We start from the raw sequence: 20,064 nt of genomic DNA on the forward strand, positions 1-20,064 counted from the left end.
CCGCAGAGGCAATCACAGCAGATCGCCTGGGCCGAATTCCGAGGCTCATCGAAGATTTCGTCGCTGGCACAATAGCCACGTTTTGAGGAGCGGCCGAGGCAAGGTTCAAGAAGCATGGCTGAAAGAGTTTTTGCCGCTCAGCATCTGACCAAGACCTATGTCTCGGGCGAGACGCAGGTGCACGCGCTGCGAGGCGTGGATCTCGACATTTCCGCAGGCGAGGTGGTGGTGATGCTGGGCCCGTCGGGCAGCGGGAAATCGACGCTGCTCAACATCATGGGCGGGCTCGATCACGCGACCAGCGGCGAGCTTTCCTTCAAGGATTTGCGGCTGACAGACCTCGATGACCGGGGACTGACATCCTATCGCCGCCGGTACGTCGGCTTCGTGTTCCAGTTCTACAATCTGATCCCCAGCCTGACGGCCTACGAGAATGTCGCGCTGGTCACCGAGATCTCCGACGATCCGATGCGTCCCGAGGAAGCTCTCGCCCTCGTCGGGCTGGAGCCGCGCATGCATCACTTCCCGGCGCAGCTGTCCGGCGGCGAGCAGCAGCGCGTCGCCATCGCCCGCGCGATCGCCAAGCGTCCGGAGGTGCTGCTCTGCGATGAACCGACAGGCGCGCTCGACTCCAGGACGGGCGTTCGGGTGATCGATGCGCTGATGAAGGTCAACGCCGAACTCGGCACGACCACCGTGATCATCACCCACAACGCCGTCATCCAGGAAGTCGCGCATCGTGTCCTGTTCTTCAGCGATGGGCAGATATCCAAAGCCGTCACCAACGAGGCCCGGCGCGCGGTCGCCGAGTTGCACTGGTGAAGACATGCGCGCCCTGGACATAAAGCTGTTTCGCGATCTCGTCCGCCTTTGGGCACAGGTGCTGGCCATTGCGCTGGTCGTTGGCGGCGGGGTGGCGACGCTGCTCCTCGCGGTCGGCTCCTACCGCTCTCTCGACGAGACGAGGATCGCCTATTACGAGCGCTACGGTTTCGGCGATGTCTTCGCCACGGTGCGACGGGCGCCAAAGGCCCTCATCGCCCGGATCGCCGAAATTCCGGGGGTGGTGGCCGTCGATGCACGCATCGCAAAGTTCGCGCTGCTCGACATACCGGGTTTTTCCGAGCCGGCCACCGGTATGGTCATCTCGCTGCCGGAAATCGGCGAGCCGCCGCTCAACCGGCTTTACATGCGCGTCGGCCGCACACCGGACCCGAGCCGGGAAGATGAGGTCGTCGTCAACGAAAACTTTGCCGAAGCGCATCGTTTCACGCTGGGGTCAAGCTTCGCGGCAATCCTAAACGGCCGCAAGCGCGACCTGACGATCGTCGGAGTCGCCCTTTCGCCTGAATATATCTACGCAGTCGGTCCAGGCGACATTATCCCCGACGGTCGCCGCTTCGGCATCGTCTGGATGTCGGAGCGCGCCCTGGCCAGCGCCTACGACCTGAAGAACGCATTTTCGTCCGTGTCGCTCAAACTTCTTCCGGGGACATCGGAGCGCGAGACGACGACGCGTCTCGATGCGCTGCTCGACCGCTATGGCGGGCGCGCCGCCCATGGACGCAAGGACCAGATATCGCACGCCTGGCTCGATCACGAGCTCGACATGCTGAACAATATGAGCCGCACGCTGCCACCGATCTTCCTGTTGGTCTCCGCATTCCTGGTGAACCTCACCCTCAGCCGTCTGGTTTCGCTCGAGCGCGAACAGATCGGCCTGCTGAAAGCCCTGGGTTATCGCAACGCCAGCATCGTCCTGCACTACCTGAAATTCGTCGGCATCATCGCTTTGATCGGCATCGCCATCGGCAGCGCCGTTGGCACCTGGCTCGGCGCCTACATGACCAATCTGTTGGCCGGCTTCTTCCGCTTTCCGTTTCTCGTCTTCGTCAAGAATCCCGATCTCTACGTGATCGCGGGTGCGCTGAGCCTGTCCGCCGCCATGGTTGGGGCACTGCGCGCCCTGCGCGAGGTCGTCGCTCTGGCTCCGGCGGTGGCGATGCAGCCAACCGCGCCGCCAAGCTTCCGCAGCGTGCTGCCCGCAAGCGTCAGCATGGCCGGCTTCGTTTCGCAGCCGACCACGATGATGCTGCGCAACATCACCAGCCATCCGATCCGTTCGCTCTTCACCACGCTCGGCATGGCGCTGGCGACAGCGATCCTGATCGTGTCGCTCTTTCTCGGCGGCACGATGGAGCAGCTCATTGATGTCACCTACTTCCTGGCGGATCGTCAGGATGCGACCGTCAGCTTCTTCGAAAAGCGTTCGCGGGAAGTCGCCTTTCAGATCGCAAGGCTTCCAGGCGTGCTGACCGCAGAGCCCTATCGGGAAGTCCCGGTCCGCATCCGCAACGGCCATATCGAGCGCCGGATCACGATCCGCGCCCGGCCTCGCGACGCCGAGCTCAACCGCATCATCGACGCTGACCTGCGGCCGGTCGTGCTGCCGGAATCGGGCCTCGCGATCTCAGCAATGCTTGCACGGATCCTGAAGGTTCAGATCGGCGACACCGTCGAGGTCGATCTGCTGGACGGCGAGCGGCGGACGGTTGTGCTTCCCGTTGCGGCGTTGGTCGAGGACTATCTCGGCATCCGCGGGATGATGAATCAGGAGGCGCTCACCAAGCTGCTGCGCGAAGTCCCCGCGGCAAATGGTGTCAATGTCAGCCTGGACGAGAGCAGGCAGGATGAGTTCTACGCCGCCCTCAAGGCCATGCCCGTCGTGAGCAGCCTGTCCCTCCATGCATCCTCCCTCGCCAACTTCCGCAATGTCACTGCGCTGATCATCACGACGATGGCCAGCATCTATACCGGGCTGGCCGCCGTCATCGCCTTCGGGGTGGTCTATAACAGCGCGCGCGTGTCCCTGTCCGAGCGCGCCCGCGAACTGGCAAGCCTGCGCGTGCTTGGCTTCACGCGCGCCGAAGTGCTGCGCATCCTCCTGCTCGAACTCGCCTTGCTGACCTTGATCGCGCAGCCGCCAGGCTGGGCCATGGGCTACGGTCTTGCCTGGATCATGAGGACGAACCTGGCCGGCGAGCTGATGCGGGTGCGCGCCGTGGTCGAGCCCGCCACCTTCGCTTTCGCCAGCGCGATCGTCATCGCCGCAGCGGTGCTTTCTGCTTGGGTCGTCCGCAGGCGGGTCAATCGATTGGACCTTGTTGCCGTTCTCAAGACACGGGATTGAAGACGATGCGCATCAATTGGACGAAAAGGATAACCGGCGCCGCAGTTGTCGCCATGATCGTTGCGGCAGGACTCTGGTTCGCCTGGCCCCAGCCCATCCTCGTCGATTTGGCGGCGGTGGCCAGGGGCCCGATGGAGGCCACTGTCGATGACGAGGCCAAGACCGAGGTGCGCCACGTCTATACGGTATCCGCGCCGATCGCCGGCAAGGTTCTCAGAATCTCGCCGCCGCGCCATGTCGGCGACCAGGTCACCAAGGACGAAACCGTGGTGGCGGTGATGCAGGCCGCTACCCCCAGCTTTCATGATGTCCGCACACATGAGGAGTTGCTGGCGGCGCTCGGCGCGGCCGAGGCGGCCGTGACGTTCGCGCAAGCGGAAGTAAAGCGGCTCGAAGCGGCGCTCGGGTATTCTCGCACGGAACTCGAGCGGGCCGAAAAGCTCGCCAAGACCGGGGCGATATCGCAGGGGGCTCTCGATAAGGCGAGGTTCGAAGTCGACACCAACGAGGCGGCCTTGGCGAGCGCGAAGGCGCAGGTCGAAGTCCGGGGCAACGAGCAGGCGATGATCCAGACGCGGCTCGGCCAGCCTGCCGAGGATGCCACACAATCAGATCCGGCCTGCTGCATCCAACTTCATGCTCCAGTGAGCGGCCGCATCCTGAAGATCGTTCAGGAGAGCGAGGGCATGGTCCAGCCGGGCGCGCCGCTTGTCGAGATCGGCGACCCGCTCGACCTGCAGGTGGTGGCGGACCTGCTTTCGACCGATGCAGTGCAGATAAGACCCGGTGCGGCGGTCCGGATCGACGGCTGGGGAGGGTCTGCGCTTCGAGGCAAGGTGACACGAGTCGATCCAGCCGGCTTCCTCAAGGTCTCAGCGCTTGGGATCGAGGAGCAGCGTGTCCGCACCGAGATCGACTTCGTCGATCCTCCCGAAACATGGTCGCAGCTAGGACACGACTACCGTGTGATCGTGCACGTGGAGAGTTGGCGGGACGATAATGTCCTCAGCGTGCCGGTGGCGGCACTGTTTCGAAAGGGCGACGACTGGGCCGTGTATCTCGCCAAGAACGGACGGGCGCGTACGACCGTGGTCAAGATCGGTCACCGGAACAGCAGGGTGGCCGAGGTCGAGTCCGGCCTGTCGGAAGGCGATGAGGTCGTGCTGCACCCGAGCGACCGGGTGGGCGACGGCATAGCTGTGCGCGAGCGGAACGTTCGATAGGGCTTCGAGACGTCCGAGGGTATTCTGCTCAGTTCGAGCTTGCGCTTAAGCGTGCGAAGCCCGTACCGACCGGGAGAAAGACCACCCGAGTCAACCGGGCGGCGACCAGCTTGCCACCAATCGATTTGCTTGAACTCAACCCTGCAATCGCCTTGGGCCGGCTAACGCCAAAGGCACACCCGGACGTCCTTCCCAACATAGCACGCGCCTGCACGGCGAAGTTCTCCCCAATCTCCTGCCTCTCCGTGAGTTTCGCGAATATCCGAGTTCCCATAGCCTGCCCAAAGATCACCGTCCTTGTAGACGACGGCCCAGTAATCTTTTGACATTTCGCCAGCGCCACTATTCGTGTCGGGATAGTCGATGCCCGCAAAAACCTGCCGGGGGCCCTGGATATTGAAATCGCCGCCCCTCTCGATTTGATAGGAGCACCTTCCGGATATGCGGGTCTGGCCGTGAACAACAAGCAGGCAGCGGCCCCATTTGTAACCGCTCGGCAGACGATGCTGTGCTGCGTGCGAAGGCGAAAAGGAAAAAGCAATTGCAAGGGCAACCGCTATGGTCCGCCCGATCAGCCAATCCAAAGAGCGACCAAACACCGTTGGATTCCGCCCAGAGCGCATGTCGAACGGTCCTCCGTAGGATGATCCCCTGAGATCACGTCACTATCTATCGGCCATGGTCGGATTTTTGTCACGTGACATGTGCGTTGCTGCACGCCCTCCTTCGCCGAGGCTCCGGGGGGCATCCTGCTTCGCGCGGAAGGTTGGACTTGTCCTGCGAAGCTCGGAGAGCGAAGCAGGATGGCGGAGAGGGAGGGATTCGGTTTCACGCCTATCCTGCTGAAAATGCTAATCTTTTCGCGCTTTTTGTTACGCAGTTTGTTACACTGCTACAACTGCGATTTACAATCGCTCTTTTGAGCTCGCCTGCCCAATCCATCTTATCTGTCGAAACCGACGCAATGGCGCGGCGGTGGATTGGGTCACTCTGTCATAGTATCCGCGCTTCATTAAGTTGACGATGCCGTTTAGACTCGGAGCTGATCCTTTCCGGTCGATCACCAGGATTTGGCGCGCGACCCGGCACCGGCGGTTCGTCTTTGTACGTTTGTGTCATCCAGGCCGGATCAACTCGGCCATCAGGCTTCTCACGACTTATGCATGCGTTTCCCACTTTTATTAGCATTCGGTGCGAACCCGCACCCTGCACCAAACCTGCGACGCCTAAGCTATCGTCCTCGACTTGAGCGTTCCCTGCTTCTCGTGGAAGACGCTAAATTCGCTCGTGCGTTATTGCCGGCCAGCAAAGGCTGCGGGTCGGCGGTGAGGGTGTCGAGGAGCGGCGGCCGTTCCCTTTCACTCAATAGTGCCGCCGGCGCCTGGATGGTTTCCACGACGCCGCCCCCGCAATCGTAGCCGTTGTGATGATCATCGTGCATGCGCTGAGCTGTTGGGGACATGCTGATGGCGGTGCCGGAAGCACCGGAGACATGTGATATCTCGGCAGCGGGCAGAGCGGCTTCTCTGTCGCTGCACAGGAAAGCGTAGAGTTCCTTCACGCAAATGCGGGCGTCCTTCTTGTCTTTTTGAAAGGGCGGGACGAGGGGCAACCTGATATCGGCCTTTTGGTAGAACGGACTGCGCTCTTCGTACAGCTGGTCAACCTTCTGCTCGATGTCGGCGCCTTGCAGCAGCGGCCGGCTGGTGTCCCTCTCGAGGCGCCTGCGGAGCTCTTTCAGCTCGGGTGTCGAGCCAGATCGACCTCGCCTTATTAAGAATCAGGGCTTGATTGGACTCCTTGCCAAAGCAGCCGCCGCCGGTTGCGATGACGATGGGGCCTCTCTCCAGCTGCTTGGCGAGCTCTTTGGTCTCCAGGTCCCTGAAGTGCGCCTCGCCACGGCCAGGGTCGGCGAACATCTCCATCAGATTGCCGTGATCGGCGACGATATGCTTATCGATGTCGACAAACTCCACCCCCAACTCCTTGGCAAGCTGGGCGCCGATGGTCGACTTGCCGCTCGCCGGCATGCCGACGAGCACGACCGGCCGCGTACCGAGGGCCGCGAGGATCTCGCCGGCTTGCGGCGAGCGAGCGACCGCAATCTGTTGTCTTGCGACGATGGGCGACCTGGAGGTCCCTGCCGCCCTCGACCTGCTTTCTCCTGACGAGTCCCAGTGTAATATCTCCCAGGCACCACGGGGAATGGGGACTAGCTGTGAGCTCTGCGCGCGGTGCGCGAGCTCGGCCCGATAACTGGCCGGCGTAGGGAACTCGACCTCGAAGCGATAGTTCTGCGCGGTTCTGAACGCCGTGTGAACGCCGCGTAACCGCGGCCTGTCCATCCTGATGACCCAGTTGGTGGTCTCGACCTCGCTGCAGTCCCGCTCCTCGAAGGCCAGTGCCGCCTTCCTGAAGGCGCGCGTAAAAGCCTCGTCCGGGATCTCGAAGACATGGCGCACGGCATTGGTGACCAGTTGGGCCTCCGGCGCCGTGCTCACGCTCTGGCCGGTCAACTCGTCGGCTATCCAGACCTGCCCGCCCGACCGTTGGTCAAGATGCGGCACCTTCACCTCGATGCCGTCCTGCCGCAAAAGCTCGGCAACCGCATGCACAATTTTTGGTAATCGCGCTTTCTTGCGCTTCGGCGGGGGCGGCTTCGAGCCTGGCCCGCTCAAGGGCCTGTTCGCTGCTCAGCGTTATCGTGCTGGCGCGGTCGTCTTCGGCCGAGATTGCTAAGGCGCTGAGCAGAATGCGCTTTTCGACGGCGAGTCTGATCGAGGCCTCCATGACCGATGCCGCCAGCGTGGGGTTGTCCTTCAGATCCGCCAGGCTGCCATCGACGTCGAACCGGCCCTGGTGGAGCTTTGCCGCCTGCGCCTTGACATATGGCGCCGACTTGAAGCCCGGCCTCTGCTCCAAGAGCCGCTGCAATTCGGTGGTTTTTTGCATGAACACCCGCGCACCGGTATCGGACTTGTAGGCGTCAGTGCCGACCTTGATGCCGACGCTCAACAGATTGATGGCGCTTTCATGCAGCTTGACTTCCGACTGCTCATGAGCCGGCTCGCTATTGAGCTGCAGGTTCCAGTCCTGGAGCTCGGCCACTAACAACGCGGCCAGTTCGCAGGCCACCGGATGCCTGGCGGCCTTGCTGTCTTCCCTCGCCCTGGCGATGAGCTCATGGAGGGCCTGGCCATCCGGCCGATCTTCCTGCAACAGTGCGCGGATGTCGGCCTTGAGCTCATTATGAATGCCCTCGTAGGTGCCGAAGATGGCACGCTCGGCAAACCAGCGTTGCGCCTCCAGCGGCTGCGCCAGCACGTTGCGCTGCAGGCAGCTGTAGGTCTCCAGCACCAGCCCGGTGGCCGACAGGATCTGCTTGGACCGGGTGAACTGGTAGCCGCTTTTCTCAATGGCCGGCGTGTGCGACTTCGGCGGCTTCATCGAGGCGATGCCGCGCGCCTGCAGCTGCGCGTCGAACTGGCGCACATGCTCGTAAAGGCGAGGCTGGTCGCCAATGATGACGACGGTGTCGCCATCAAAATCGCCGTCGAGCATTTTTTGTTCGACGCTTGGAACCGCAACCAAAGAGCCGGGCGCGAACACCTCCGTCGCCTGCAGGATGCCGACGCACTCGAGCGCGGTGTCGGCCTTGACCCGGTCCTTTTCCTCCAGCCAGTACGAATGGCACTTTACGTCCTCGGCAGACATCACGACCCCGCGCTCGGCGAAGTCCGCCGGCCACATTTCGTCGGGCACAACGATCAAGATGCCTTTGGCAAAGAAGGTCGGATCGTCGGCGGCAAGCCCAGCCCCCGACCTGTGCGCGAAGTTGAAGCTATATTGGAAGGCCACGCACCGATCCAGGAACGCCGCGGTCCGGTCGCCATCGCGCGCCGACCTGACCCGGTCGGCGGCGAACGGGCGCAGGTTGGGCTTGTCATAGGGGGAGCGTCCGACAAGCACGCCAGCGTCACGGGTCAAGGTCTTGCTCTTGCCCGTCGGCACATGCAGGCATTCGTCGCTGGACGGCACGGCGATAGCGCTCGAACCCTCGATATGCCCGCCCGTGACCGTCCGGAACAGCTCCTCGGCGGTGAGGCTTTGATGGGTTTCGAGCCAAGCCTGAGCCTTCTCGCGGGTCTCCTGTGCTACCTCGACGCTACGCGGATAATGTTGCAGCGCCGAGGGCGGTACCGCCGATTGCCTTTTATCGGCATAGGCAGGCATCCGCTCGGGAGCGTCGTGGCGAGCCCGGGCAATGGACGGCATGCGCTCGGCCAGTGAGGCCCTAATGAAGCCGCAGCCGTCATGCGGCCGCAAGGCGATCTCGCCGTCTCGCCCCTCGAACCGGAAGGGATGCACTGCGCCTGCGGGATGGTCGGGCAGAAGGGACAGCTTGAAGCACCCTTCCAGCGCATAATCATGGGGGCCAATGTCGGGGATGCCCGGCGGCGCGGCAAATCCGCGGCGCTGGGTATAGTAATAGGCTTCCTTGAACGGCGCCCAGGCCCGCGACAGCTGCTCAAAGGCCGTACCCGGAGCCGTCTCGGCATAGGGGATCGCCAAAAGCTTGCCGCTTGGGGCCTCTGCGGCCGTGAAAGGCAGGTGAGAGGCAAGCTGGTTCAGGCTCTTTTGCGGCGGCTTCAGTTTGCTGCCGCCGAACAGGTCCATGCGGTAGGGCACGCCCTCCACGGTGAACGTGCGTGTCAGCATGGCTCCAGTCGGAGTTCCCTTTAGCTGCACCGCCACCACCTTCACCGCGCCCGAGGTCAAGCGGTGGAAAATGGAATAGCGCAACTCGGCTTCGCTGGCCAGCGGCCGGCCTTGCATGTCGACCACCGGCAGCCGCATCAGTCCGGCATCGCCTTGCGGCGGTCTCGGCTCGTGGTCCATGGCCTGAAGGACCCGATGGACATCGAAGCTGGAGGCTGCATGCTGGGCCTGGATCATCGATGCGTTCTGCGCCATGAAGGTGTCGAGCGCTTCGAGCGGCTCCTTCGCCTCGATCTCGGCGATCACGCTCGAGTTCGCGCACCGCCTCGGCGCGCGCCGCGGCGCTCCTTCCTCGGCTGATGAACACTGCCGATCATAGATTCGACTGCCAGCCTCAAAGCCCCATCGTCGTGCATAATATGGGCTGGCCTCGCTACATTCGAAGGGGATCGAAGGCCGATCCCACGGTGCGGTGAAAGAAGCTGCAAGCGGCTTCCAAGACTAGGTGCGAGCACCTCGATCTCATTGTAGGCCCGTCATCGGATCATATGGAAATCGGTGAGCTTCATCCGCCGGCCTTTTACAACGTGGTTTGGTCGATCCTCTAGGGGATTACGCAGTCTTAAGCCAGCATTAATACCTTAGACGCGACACTAGGAATACTTTTACTATTCGCTAAAGCTCGATGCTATTTGACGAGGACTGGTCTTGCGTTTGCAGTTTTCTAGATGAGAGGGCTAAAGGACATTAGCGTCGGGACCAAGCTCTCGTTGGGCTTTGGGCTGGCGCTGCTGTGCGTCGTGGCCGTGGGAGTATTTGGGGTCGCGCAACTGCGATCACTCAACAAGGTCACGAGCGAGATCACCAGCGTTTGGTTGCCCCAGGTCCAGATCGTCGGCGAGATGAAGCGCAACCTCGCGGAACACCAGCTCTATGCGACGTTGCGCGTGCGCACTGCCGAGGCTGCGCAGATAGCCGGCATTGAGAAGGAGATGGCGAGGGAAAGCGACGAAATACTGCAAGGTCGGCGCGCCTATCGCCGGAGTGCCGGATCGCTGGCCGAGCAGCAGCTGTTCGACCAGTTCGTCAACCTATGGACGGCCTACGAAGATTCCCTGACATCGATTTTCCCGCTCCTCGAAACAGGAGGGCGAACAATGGCTGTCAAGGAGTTCGAGACGGTATCGCTCCCGACCGTTGCCGCCGCCACGCAGCGATTGGACGACCTGCTGGCCCTCACCAACGAGCGCAGCACGGCCGCGGCGGTGATGGCGGACAGGACCTACACCGTTGCGCAAAGATTGACTTGGCTGGCAGTTCTTTTTGCCGCCGGGTGTCTTGGTGGGCTTGTCGCCTGGATACGCCACAATGTCAGCAAGCCGATCCTCGCCGTGACCGAGGCGATGCGTTGCTTGGCGCAGGGCGAGCGCCGTTCGAGTCTCATTGCGCTGAAAAGGGATCGGCAGGACGAGGTTGGAGTGCTGTTCTCGGCCTTTGCCGGCTACCGGGCCAGCCTGGAGCGCAGCGATGCCTTGGCCCGAGAAGCCGAGCTGGAGCGGCAGCAATTGGCCGCGGCCGCCGCCAATATGCCCGTAGGGCTTTGCATGTTCGATGCGGAGAGGCGGCTGGTTCTGTGCAACCAAAGCTACGCCGATCTCTACCATGTGCCGGAGCCCCTGACTCGTCCCGGCACGCCGTGGATCGATTTGATGCGGTTCCGGATCGCGGCGGGCCTCTATGCCGGCCATGACCCGGAAAAGTATGTGCAGCAGCTGACGGAGACCATCGATCGCGCAGAGCGGACGGTGAGCCTGGTGGAACTCAGGGACGGACGCACCATCGACCTCATCCATCAGCCACTGCCGGGCGGCGGGTGGCTTGCCACTCACCATGACGTGACCGACTTGCGGCGGAGCGAAGCCAAGATTTCATACATGGCGCGCCACGACGGACTTACCGAGCTTCCAAATCGCATATTGTTCCGCGAACGCGCCGAGGAGGCTTTGGTCGAGATGCGGCGTGATGGTAGCAAGATTGCTTTCCACTGCCTCGATCTCGATCATTTCAAGATGGTCAACGACACGCTGGGGCACCCGGTTGGCGACGCCTTGCTGAAGGAGGTCGCCGCCAGACTGAAACAGGTGGCCCGTGAAGGCGACACCGTGGCAAGGCTCGGCGGCGATGAGTTCGTGATCATTCAAACCGCGGTTGATCAGCCGGTCGAGGCGACAGCTCTTGCCCAACGGGTCATTGATGGGCTGAGCGCACCTTATGTCGTCGATGGCCACGGGGTTATGATCAGCGCCAGCATCGGCATCTCGATCGCGCCGGACGATGGCATTGACGCCGACCAACTTCTCAAGACCGGCGACATGGCGCTCTACCGGGCGAAGGCGGAAGGCCGCGGAACCTACAGGTTCTTCGAACCGGAAATGGATGCGCGCATGCAGGCGCGGCGGTTTCTCGAACTCGACCTGCGCGAAGCGGTGGTGCGGCAGCAGTTCGAAATCTACTACCAACCGCTCCTCAATCTCGACCGCGGCGAGGTCAGCTGCTTCGAGGCGCTGCTGCGCTGGCATCACCCGACGCGCGGCATCGTATCCCCGGGAGAATTCATCCCGCTGGCCGAGGACATCGGCCTCATCGTCCCGATCGGTGAATGGGTTATCAAGCAAGCCTGTCTCGACGCGGCAAGCTGGCCCGGTAGCATCAAGGTCGCCGTCAATCTGTGCCCGGCGCAATTTCGCAACGCGCGCTTGCTCTCCACCATCGTCGAGGCATTGGATATCTCGGGACTGCCCCCCAGCCGGCTTGAGCTTGAGATCACCGAGACAGTGCTGCTGGCCAACAGCCAGGCGACTCTCTCGATGCTGCAACATATCCACATGCTCGGCGTTCATATCGCGATGGACGACTTCGGAACCGGATATTCGAGCTTGAGCTATCTGCGCTCGTTCCCATTCGACAAGATCAAGATCGATCAATCCTTCATCACGGACGCCGGAGATATCGACAGTTCCGTCGCCATCATTCGAGCGGTCACGAGCCTCGGCAACAGCCTCGGGATGCAGACCACCGCCGAGGGCGTCGAGACCGTGGAGCAGCTGGAACGGGTCCGAAGAGAAGGCTGCACCGAGGCGCAGGGCTTCCTGCTCAGCCGCCCGCTGCCCGCGCGGGACATCCCCGCGATGCTGGAGCGGACCCGCGCCGTGGTGGCGGGCGAGATCATTGAGACCGAACCCGAAACGTCAGGCGAGCGAGACACGGACAAGCCGGGCAGGCGTCGCAGTAGGGCGTCTGTCCCCGCCTAACCGGGATGCAAGCGAAAAACAGTGCCAACGAACATGAGTTTGCCGGCCTAGTTCAGGCCGCCACTCGGATCATGTCGATAGCGGGTGTGTAGGTCGGCGCGGCTCGAAATTAGGTGTGCTGAGCGCCGGTCAAAGTGGGATTAGCTTGTCATATCGATTATGGGATCCAGGTTGAACCCGACTTGCAGGACTCTGCTCGTAACCGAGCAGATCAACCTCACATTCGGTCGCTGCTCTTCACGGCTGCACCAACATCCCGCCTACGGCCGCTGGGCTCGGGCGACGAGACCATTCTGAGTGAGCGGCGTTTTATATACCCGTTCGGTCGTCAGTACCTTGCGTTCACGACAGATACGCCGGCGATCCTCCTGCTCCGGTGTTGGCTCTTTGACCATTGCACATATGCGCGGTTCGCCTCGCTTGAAGGCAAGGAGAGACGAGCGTTTCACCATCGATCTTATCGGTTTTGGCTCGGCGACTGCGACGAGACACTGCGATAGAAGCGGGATCAACGACGTAGCTCTCGATCCCCGCCTTGCTCAGAACCCGATGGATCCAGGAGCCATCGAGCCCGGCTTCCTGGATAGCGACGACGGGGAAGTCTGGCCCCATGCGTGCTCTTGCCTTCTCTCGCACGCTATCGAAGCGACGGAACAAGGCGGATAAATCACCACTGGGGACACTGTGTTTCGACAACTTCTCGCCGCCACCTGGCGACAACGACGAGATCAGCCAGGTTGAACGGCTGAGCTCCAGCGATACGAAGATTGCGCCCAGACCAGTCCGGATAGCAGTCAGAGTTTCGGATCGGTCGGCCACTACATGCATGGTGTTCCTCCGCGGGGTGTTTGTTAGCAGCGTCACTCTGCCAGAGCACGCGCCGCTATCCATCCGTCGCCATGGGATCTGGTGATTGTTCATGTCGCCGATTCCCGCGAAGGAACGCCACCATGACCAAGATTGAAAGTAAGACCGCCAGCGCTGCCGTCAAAGACATTCTGCTTTCAGACCCGGACGGACTTCACGAAATGATCCGTGCGGTGATGCAGGAGGTGCTCGAGGCCGAGATGGACGACGGTGGAGGAGACCATCGAGCGCACGCTGACCTTCTTTTGCCTGCCGCGCCAGCATCACAAGCATCTCAAGAGCACCAACATGCTTGAACGGCTCAATGAGGAAATCCGCCGGCGCACCTATGTCGTGCGCATCTTCCCCAACGCCGAAAGCTGCCTGCGCCTCGTCAGGGCGCCGGCTGTCGAAACCAACGAAAACTGGATGGAGGCCCTACATCAACATTGACGACCTGCGCGAGCACAAGAAGCTCGCTCTACGCCAAGCCGCATGACCAGCATCGTGGCCGCCCCATTTTGCAGAACTTGACGCACACAACCGCCACTTCGAGTTTACCGACCGCACCGAGTCATCCACGCAAAGACCTGCGCAGCGTCAGCTTCAGAGCTTGGTCCCACCGGCTGAACGCCAAAAAAGCGGATCTTGGCCATCGGAAGCGCCCTCAACCGACTGAGAGGTTTCGGCTTATGCGATGCGACTGGCAGTCCTGCGCTCCGGGGACAAGGCCGTGGCGGCAGAAGATCCCCTGGACATCAGGCGATGTCCGGAAGGCAGCATCGTAGTAACGGTTTTTACGCCGCTCGCGGCACGCGCGAGGTGAACGTCGCCCGGGTGACCGACACGCTGGTGCCGTCAATATCGCTGATAATCTCCACCCTGGCCTCCAGTTGTTTCACCAGTGCTTCGACGATGGCTGTTCCAAGTCCGGTAGCCGGTACGTCGTTGGCGATCTTGCCGACGCCATTGTCCGAAACCGTCAGTTTCCAGTCACTGCCCGCGGTCTCGTAGCTCACCTGGATGCGAGCGCCGGTTCTCTTCTTGGGGAAAGCATATTTGATGGCGTTGAGCACGAGTTCGGTGACAATTAGTCCCAGACTGACTGCCCTTTGCGAATCTATCCTGCCGCCTTCGGCCATTACGGTGACCGTGATCGGCTGGGCTTCGCCGACCATCGACGAGGCGAGGCTGCTGCACAATTTCGGTAGGTAAGAGCCGACATCGATCTCGTCGACGCCGGCGGAGGTGTGGAGATGGCGTTGCACCTCGGCCACGGACAGAACGCGCTGATGGGCGTCCTTGAGATGCTGGCGCGTCTCTTCCGACGTCACCGAGCGTGCCTTCAGCAACAGGATCGAGGCAATGATCTGCAGGCTGTTGGCAACCCGATGCTCCATCTCGCGCAGCAGGACGTCTTTCTGCCGAAGCAGGTCTTCGGTGCGACCGAGCAGTTCTTCCTTCTCCCGCTCGATGATACGACGGGCCGTTATGTCATTGAAGGCGAGAAGGATGGTGATGGCCGAACTATGGTCGTAAAGCACCTTGCGGGCATTGAGCAGCATGGTGCGACGGCCGATCCGCGTTCCTGAGCCATGCTTGCCTCCCTCTATCCCTTGATCTGGATCTTCTTCGGCCGATCCGCCTCCGGCCGGTGCAACTCGACTTCGAGCAGCCCGTTGGCGAAACGCGCCTCGACCCGTTCCGGGTCGACGCGGAATGGCAATTGCACTGTCCGGGAGAAGGTCCCATAGGCGCGCTCACGGCGGTGCCAGACGGATTTCTCGTCCTCCGTTCGAGGCTCGCGCGTTCCCTTCAATGTCAGAATGTTCTCGCGCACCGTGAGGCCGATTTCGTCAGGTGATATCCCCGGCAGTTCCGCGGCCACCGCCACGCTGTCCTCGCCAGTCCAAAGATTGATCGGCGGAAACTCCTGAGCGGCGCTGGCGGTCAGCCCGGCCAAACGCTGGTTTACTTCCTGTTGCATGCGCCGCATTTCCACAAACGGATCGAACCCGATGCGGCCGAAATCCGACAAAAGCATGTACATCCTCCTATGATTCACGACCTTGCATGATTGCCACGCGCGACACGTGCGTGCGCACCGGAAGCGGAATCGATCGATGGCAACAGGAGGGGCGATCAGCACAGAGACCGAGCGGCCCGATCGCGCAACCTCGCAGAATGCGAGAAAGAGGGGTTCGGGCAGACGCCGGAACACATCCTCCTTGCGAAGCGACATGAACCGAACTCGATCCACCGTAGGGCCGGACCGTCATTCCCGTGCCAGGACCCGATAGCGGCATCCGGCTTTATCATTAGGTGGCCCCAAATGGCCTTTCACGAGGTGATCTTTGACATTCCACCAGTCACCTCTTCGGCAACAGCGGGGTCCCTTCGAATCCGTAGCCACGTTGCCTCTAGTCGCTGATTTGGCTTCCCTTTGCGCAACTGTCGGGATCGACGAAGCGTCCCGAATTGCACCGCGGTTCGATCAACTGATCGCAGGCGACGCGCCGCATCGTCATGGTAGCTGACGAATGAATCGGCATGACACGTCGCAGTGACCGAGACATCAAGCCAGCACCTATGTCGGCTTGCCGCAAGTCAAAAGAATCCAGCCCTGCGTGCCGCGTTCGCTGACCTTCGCCAGTGACGCCATTTGCATTTCGGCCGGACAGATGGGCACAGACATGTGCAATTCCCGCATCGCCCATTATTGGAACTCACAAGGCGGCGTTCTTTCCGTCTTGGCGAGCAGCGGGCCAACGCGTTACCGGCGGTGATCTTCCTGCAGCTTTAAATCAGTCGCCACCAACGACGAAATCAGATTTGGCCAGCACGCCGGCAATCCTGGCAAATCCCACAATGCTTGCCGCGCCTGCTCGGGTGTCATCTGTCCGGCGATCGCTGCGTTGCTGCTTCTCACCGCGCAACTGAATACCGGTCCCCGACGCGCTTTTGGCCACTGATTCAGGAATACGAGCGCTTCGCGCACTGTGTTGATGTCGTGACGACGTCGTTGGTCTTAACCTGGACCGGCGATAGGAAAGCCAGACCGGTTATTCTTACCTCCCTGCGATCGCACGCTGGATCTTTCATTCGGTGGTTGGTTGCGTGACAGGTTTCGAACGTTAGGTCTTGTTTTCTCTGGAAGATCGGGCTGTACGACATAATCCAAATGTTGCGACGCAGCGAAGGCTTCTGCTGGTTCCCGAGTTGAAAAAGCCAGTTGCACCTGGATGAGTGTGTCGCCGCCACCCAATAGCCCATCAGATGTTCAATGGCAGGCGGCGTCCGACGCTCGAACAGCAAGCGCCACGGCCGGCGGGTAGCCGATGCCACAGCTTTGGAGCTGCCCCGGATACTATTATAAGACCGATTGACGCGGGGCTCGACGCGTTTGCGGCAAATAAGCTCGAGTGTGGACAGAGATGTGACGTTCTATTGAGTCGCTGACCCAATCGGTAGCGACCTGGTGATCCACGCAACCAATTCCGGTCGTTTCTGTCACTAAGAACTCGATATTCGCTATTTGCACCTCGAAAGTCGCATAATTGGCAGTGAGAAACTCAACGCGTTGTGAGGATGGCATAGAGAAGCAGTAGCCCCTTCTCTAGTCTCGCTACGGGAAAAATTCTGGAAAATGGGTCTGCTTGGCTGGACGCAGAACGCTGTGGTTATTCAGCCGGCATTTCTGAAGCCTCTCCAAGACAAACAGCTTGCCTTCGCGCACGCTGTCTTCGAGCGGCTTCGGCTTCGCCAGATGCGCCGCAATCGCGCTGGCCAGCATGCAACCTGTCCCGCGCATCGATGTGGCAAGGCGCGGTGCATCGAAGCGGATGGGTTCGTGCCCGGAGCGTAACAGAATATCGGTCGACCGGGTTCCCGACGCATGCCCACCCTTGATCAGCAGGGCTTGAGGGCCGGCGGCCAGCAGTCTTTTTCCTTGTTGGAGCGCTCCGTCCTCATCCACTGCCAGTTCGGAGCCACTAAGGAGCGCCAGTTCAGGGAGGTTGGGCGTGACAATGCAGCAAAGCGGCATAAGATCGCGCTTCATGGCAGCGATAGCGCCTGCTTGCAGAAGTGCGCGGCCTGAGGTGGAGGCCAGCACAGGGTCGAGTACTGCGGGGACATGCGGAAATTTGCGCAGCACTGCGGCAACGGCAACAATGATCTTGGCAGTCGCCAGCATGCCGATCTTGATTGTGGCCACGTCGTTGGCCTGCAGCGCGGCGCACATCTGATTGGCCACCAGGCTAGGTGGCGAATAATAGATTTCGATCACGGCGTCATGCGTTTGCACCGTTAGCGCTGTGACGGCGAGACAGGTGCGCACGCCAATGGCAGAGATCGTCTCGATATCGCGTGCAATTCCAGCACCGCCACTGGAGTCCGATCCACCGACGACAAGCACATGTGGTTCTCGCCTCAGCGCCATTGGTCCGTCTTTTCGATCCATTCTCGCGTGCGCGCCTCGGGGTCGTCGTTGAGCGTGATGTCGGTCACCACCGCCGCGCTGTCCGCGCCAGCCGCAAAGACACCGTCGAGCCGCTCAGGGTTGAGGCCACCAATGGCGACCAATTGAAACGGCGCGACCTGGCGCTTCCATTCGCTGATCCGTTCGACCCCTTGCGGCGCCCATTTCATCTTCTTCAGGATGGTCGGATAGATGGGTCCAAGCGCTATGTAGTCAGGCTCGGCGGCCATCGCCGTTTCCAGCTCCTGATGATCATGTGTGCTCAGTCCGAGCCTTACGCCGGCTGCCCGTATCGCCAAGAGGTCAGCGGTCTGCAAATCCTCCTGGCCGAGATGTATGAAGTCGCAGCCTTCCTCGATTGCCAGGCGCCAGTGGTCGTTGACGATGAGTTGGCACTGGTATCGAGCACACAAGGCCTTCGCGGTGCGGATCTCCGCGCGCAACCCAGCCTCATCCACGGTCTTGATGCGCAGTTGCAGAAGCCGGACTCCGAGTGGGACCAGCCGTTCGATCCAGGCAGCGCTGTCGACGATCAGATAAAAGGGATCGAGCTTCATGAAAAAACGGCCCTGCCGACCATCGGTGTCGATGGCACGGCGACGTCGCGCGGTTCGAGCATTCCCGAACTGAACGCCTCACGACCGGCGTCGACCGCCTTACCGAAAGCACGCGCCATGCCGACCGGATATGCCGCCTTGGCGACCGCTGTGTTCAGGAGCACGGCGTCAAAGCCGAGTTCCATGACGGTGGCCGCGTGCGACGGCCGTCCGAGCCCCGCATCCACAATCAGCGGGACGCCAGGGAAATATCCGCGCATCGAGCGCAGCGCCGTCATGTTGACCGGTCCCAAGGCGGAACCGATCGGTGCGCACCACGGCATCAGGACCTTGCAGCCCGTTTCCAGCAGCCGCTCGGCGACAACGAGATCGTCGGTGGTATAGGGGAATACCGCAAAGCCGTCCTCGCACAGGATGCGGGCGGCTTCAACCAGACCGAACACATCCGGCTGTAGCGTGTCGTGATTGCCGATCACTTCGAGCTTGATCCAGTTGGTGCCGAAGACCTCGCGCGCCATTTTCGCGGTGGTGACGGCTTCCTTGACGGAGAGGCAGCCGGCGGTATTGGGCAGGATTCTGGCGCCCAGCGAGCGGATCAACGACCAGAATTGTTCGCCGGCTCTACCGCCCGCCATCTCACGCCGCAACGAGACGGTCACCACCGACGTGCCCGACGCCTTGACTGCATCGGCAAGGATGGCCGGCGAAGGATATTGAGCGGTGCCGAGAAGCAGGCGCGACGAAAGCTCGGTTCCATAAAGCTCCAACATGCTAGCCGCCCTGCATGGGCGAGAGGATTTCGATCCGGTCGCCGTCGCTCAACTGGAACTCCGTGCGGTTGGCTTTGTGCACGAGGTCGCCGTTGACGGCGGTGGCGAGCCAATCGCCCTCATAGTCGAGCGCGGCAAGCAACTCGGCCAGCGTGGTGGCGGCAATCTCACGCGCCTCGCCGTTGACCATCAGTTTCATGAGCATGCTCCTTGGTTCTGTCTTGACTGAAAACCAGGCCGGCAGCCTGGCGCGCCATGGCGGGGGCGAGGAGAAAACCGTGACGATAAAGACCGTTGATCGCGATGATCTCACCGTCTGTTTCGACGCGTGGCAAATTGTCGGGAAATGCCGGACGGACACCCACACCGGTTTCAACGATCTCGGCCTCACCAAAGGCCGGATGGAGGGCATGGGCGGCGCCCAGCAGCTCCATCATGGAACGCGCCGTCACCGGTCCGGCGCTCTGGCTTTCAATCATCGTCGCTCCGATCATGAAACGGTGATCGGTGCGCGGCACGGCATAAAGCGGAAAGCGTGGATGAAGCAAACGGACCGGCCGCGACAGCGAGACATCAGGCGTGCGAAGGATCAGCATTTCGCCGCGAACACCGCGCAGCCTGTCATCGGCCGCTGCCATTCCCATGCAGTCTATCTGACGGGCGAAACCCGAAACAGGCCGGGCGTCGCAGCCGAAGTGGAATTTGACACCCATGGTCGCAAGGTTGTCATGAAGTGCCGCCATCGCCTGGCGTGGGTCGAGGTGAGCCTCGTTGGGGAAGAGCAATCCACGCCGGAAGCGGCCGGCGAGGTCGGGTTCCAGGAGCGCAATTTCGTTTTCATCGACGCGCCTATGCCCTGACGTGCGACTGGCGAACCGGTCAAGCTCACCGGCATCACGCGGCGCGGCCACGACCAATGTCCCGGCCCGTGTCACCTGACCCGACAGCACCGCATCCCACCAGTCGGC

The 20,064-nt window shown here is 61.6% G+C and carries 16 protein-coding genes and 3 pseudogenes; 6 read left to right on the forward strand and 13 right to left on the reverse strand.

Annotated elements, in window-relative coordinates:
* Positions 1 to 114: 114 nt before the first annotated feature.
* From EOA29_RS05200 to EOA29_RS05210, 3 genes are read left to right on the forward strand one after another with little or no spacing between them, the layout of a single operon-like run.
* Positions 115 to 822, forward strand: coding sequence for an ABC transporter ATP-binding protein (locus tag EOA29_RS05200; RefSeq protein ID WP_126091370.1), 708 nt, complete (start codon positions 115 to 117; stop codon positions 820 to 822).
* 4 nt (positions 823 to 826) lie between these two features.
* Positions 827 to 3,190 (forward strand): ABC transporter permease, encoded by a 2,364-nt coding sequence (locus EOA29_RS05205; RefSeq protein WP_126091371.1) that lies wholly within the window; start codon positions 827 to 829, stop codon positions 3,188 to 3,190.
* A 5-nt stretch (positions 3,191 to 3,195) separates the two neighbouring features.
* Positions 3,196 to 4,413 (forward strand): HlyD family efflux transporter periplasmic adaptor subunit, encoded by a 1,218-nt coding sequence (locus EOA29_RS05210; protein ID WP_126091372.1) that lies wholly within the window; start codon positions 3,196 to 3,198, stop codon positions 4,411 to 4,413.
* Between the two features lie 161 nt (positions 4,414 to 4,574).
* Here the strand turns inward: EOA29_RS05210 and EOA29_RS41200 are convergent, their stop codons facing one another.
* From EOA29_RS41200 to EOA29_RS05215, 4 genes are all read right to left on the reverse strand, one after another.
* Complete coding sequence (locus EOA29_RS41200; protein ID WP_210213114.1) at positions 4,575 to 4,997, reverse strand: hypothetical protein; 423 nt, start codon at positions 4,995 to 4,997, stop codon at positions 4,575 to 4,577.
* Positions 4,998 to 5,644: 647 nt separating this feature from the next.
* Positions 5,645 to 6,187, reverse strand: a complete 543-nt coding sequence (locus tag EOA29_RS42810; protein ID WP_306462658.1) for a shikimate kinase — start codon at positions 6,185 to 6,187, stop codon at positions 5,645 to 5,647.
* Positions 6,075 to 6,980, reverse strand: coding sequence for a shikimate kinase (locus tag EOA29_RS42815; RefSeq protein ID WP_245468412.1), 906 nt, complete (start codon positions 6,978 to 6,980; stop codon positions 6,075 to 6,077). Before EOA29_RS42815 ends, EOA29_RS42810 begins: the two co-directional genes overlap by 113 nt.
* Positions 6,967 to 9,438 (reverse strand): hypothetical protein, encoded by a 2,472-nt coding sequence (locus tag EOA29_RS05215; RefSeq protein WP_245455307.1) that lies wholly within the window; start codon positions 9,436 to 9,438, stop codon positions 6,967 to 6,969. The genes EOA29_RS42815 and EOA29_RS05215 overlap by 14 nt, the downstream gene beginning before the upstream one ends.
* Positions 9,439 to 9,860: 422 nt before the next feature.
* On the opposite strand from EOA29_RS05215, the gene EOA29_RS05220 reads away from it, so the two are divergent.
* Positions 9,861 to 12,443, forward strand: a complete 2,583-nt coding sequence (locus EOA29_RS05220) for an EAL domain-containing protein (RefSeq protein ID WP_126057614.1) — start codon at positions 9,861 to 9,863, stop codon at positions 12,441 to 12,443.
* Between the two features lie 314 nt (positions 12,444 to 12,757).
* Here the strand turns inward: EOA29_RS05220 and EOA29_RS41205 are convergent.
* Positions 12,758 to 13,271 (reverse strand): annotated as a pseudogene (locus EOA29_RS41205) (transposase); the annotation flags it as partial.
* Between the two features lie 122 nt (positions 13,272 to 13,393).
* On the opposite strand from EOA29_RS41205, the gene EOA29_RS05230 reads away from it, so the two are divergent.
* Together EOA29_RS05230 and EOA29_RS05235 are read left to right on the forward strand one after the other, a co-directional pair.
* Positions 13,394 to 13,606: a hypothetical protein gene (locus EOA29_RS05230; RefSeq protein ID WP_126057615.1), complete on the forward strand. Its 213-nt coding sequence runs from the start codon at positions 13,394 to 13,396 to the stop codon at positions 13,604 to 13,606.
* A pseudogene (locus EOA29_RS05235) lies at positions 13,506 to 13,788 on the forward strand (transposase); the annotation flags it as partial. The gene EOA29_RS05230 and the pseudogene EOA29_RS05235, both read left to right, overlap by 101 nt.
* A 298-nt stretch (positions 13,789 to 14,086) precedes the next feature.
* Here EOA29_RS05235 and EOA29_RS05240 read toward each other — a convergent pair.
* From EOA29_RS05240 to EOA29_RS05280, 8 genes and pseudogenes are all read right to left on the reverse strand, one after another.
* Positions 14,087 to 14,869 (reverse strand): annotated as a pseudogene (locus tag EOA29_RS05240) (sensor histidine kinase); the annotation flags it as partial.
* Between the two features lie 29 nt (positions 14,870 to 14,898).
* Positions 14,899 to 15,333 carry an Hsp20/alpha crystallin family protein gene (locus tag EOA29_RS05245; RefSeq protein WP_167512181.1) on the reverse strand — a complete coding sequence of 145 codons (435 nt, stop codon included), beginning with the start codon at positions 15,331 to 15,333 and terminating at the stop codon, positions 14,899 to 14,901.
* A 729-nt stretch (positions 15,334 to 16,062) separates the two neighbouring features.
* On the reverse strand, positions 16,063 to 16,287 hold the full coding sequence (locus EOA29_RS05250) for a DUF982 domain-containing protein (RefSeq protein WP_245454712.1): 225 nt from the start codon (positions 16,285 to 16,287) through the stop codon (positions 16,063 to 16,065).
* Positions 16,288 to 16,914: 627 nt separating this feature from the next.
* Positions 16,915 to 17,730, reverse strand: coding sequence for a hydroxymethylpyrimidine/phosphomethylpyrimidine kinase (locus EOA29_RS05260; RefSeq protein ID WP_126057617.1), 816 nt, complete (start codon positions 17,728 to 17,730; stop codon positions 16,915 to 16,917).
* Positions 17,721 to 18,326 carry a thiamine phosphate synthase gene (locus EOA29_RS05265; protein WP_126057618.1) on the reverse strand — a complete coding sequence of 202 codons (606 nt, stop codon included), beginning with the start codon at positions 18,324 to 18,326 and terminating at the stop codon, positions 17,721 to 17,723. Before EOA29_RS05265 ends, EOA29_RS05260 begins: the two co-directional genes overlap by 10 nt.
* Positions 18,323 to 19,096, reverse strand: coding sequence for a thiazole synthase (locus EOA29_RS05270; protein WP_126057619.1), 774 nt, complete (start codon positions 19,094 to 19,096; stop codon positions 18,323 to 18,325). Before EOA29_RS05270 ends, EOA29_RS05265 begins: the two co-directional genes overlap by 4 nt.
* A gap of 1 nt (position 19,097) precedes the next feature.
* Entirely contained in the window at positions 19,098 to 19,295 is a 198-nt protein-coding gene (gene thiS / locus EOA29_RS05275; RefSeq protein WP_126057620.1) for a sulfur carrier protein ThiS, read from the reverse strand.
* The coding region (locus EOA29_RS05280) for an FAD-dependent oxidoreductase (protein WP_127220368.1) at positions 19,264 to 20,064 on the reverse strand (801 nt) is incomplete at its 5' end. The genes thiS and EOA29_RS05280, both read right to left, overlap by 32 nt.

Source organism: Mesorhizobium sp. M1E.F.Ca.ET.063.01.1.1, from assembly GCF_003998155.1.
In the GTDB taxonomy this organism is placed as follows: Bacteria; Pseudomonadota; Alphaproteobacteria; order Rhizobiales; family Rhizobiaceae; genus Mesorhizobium.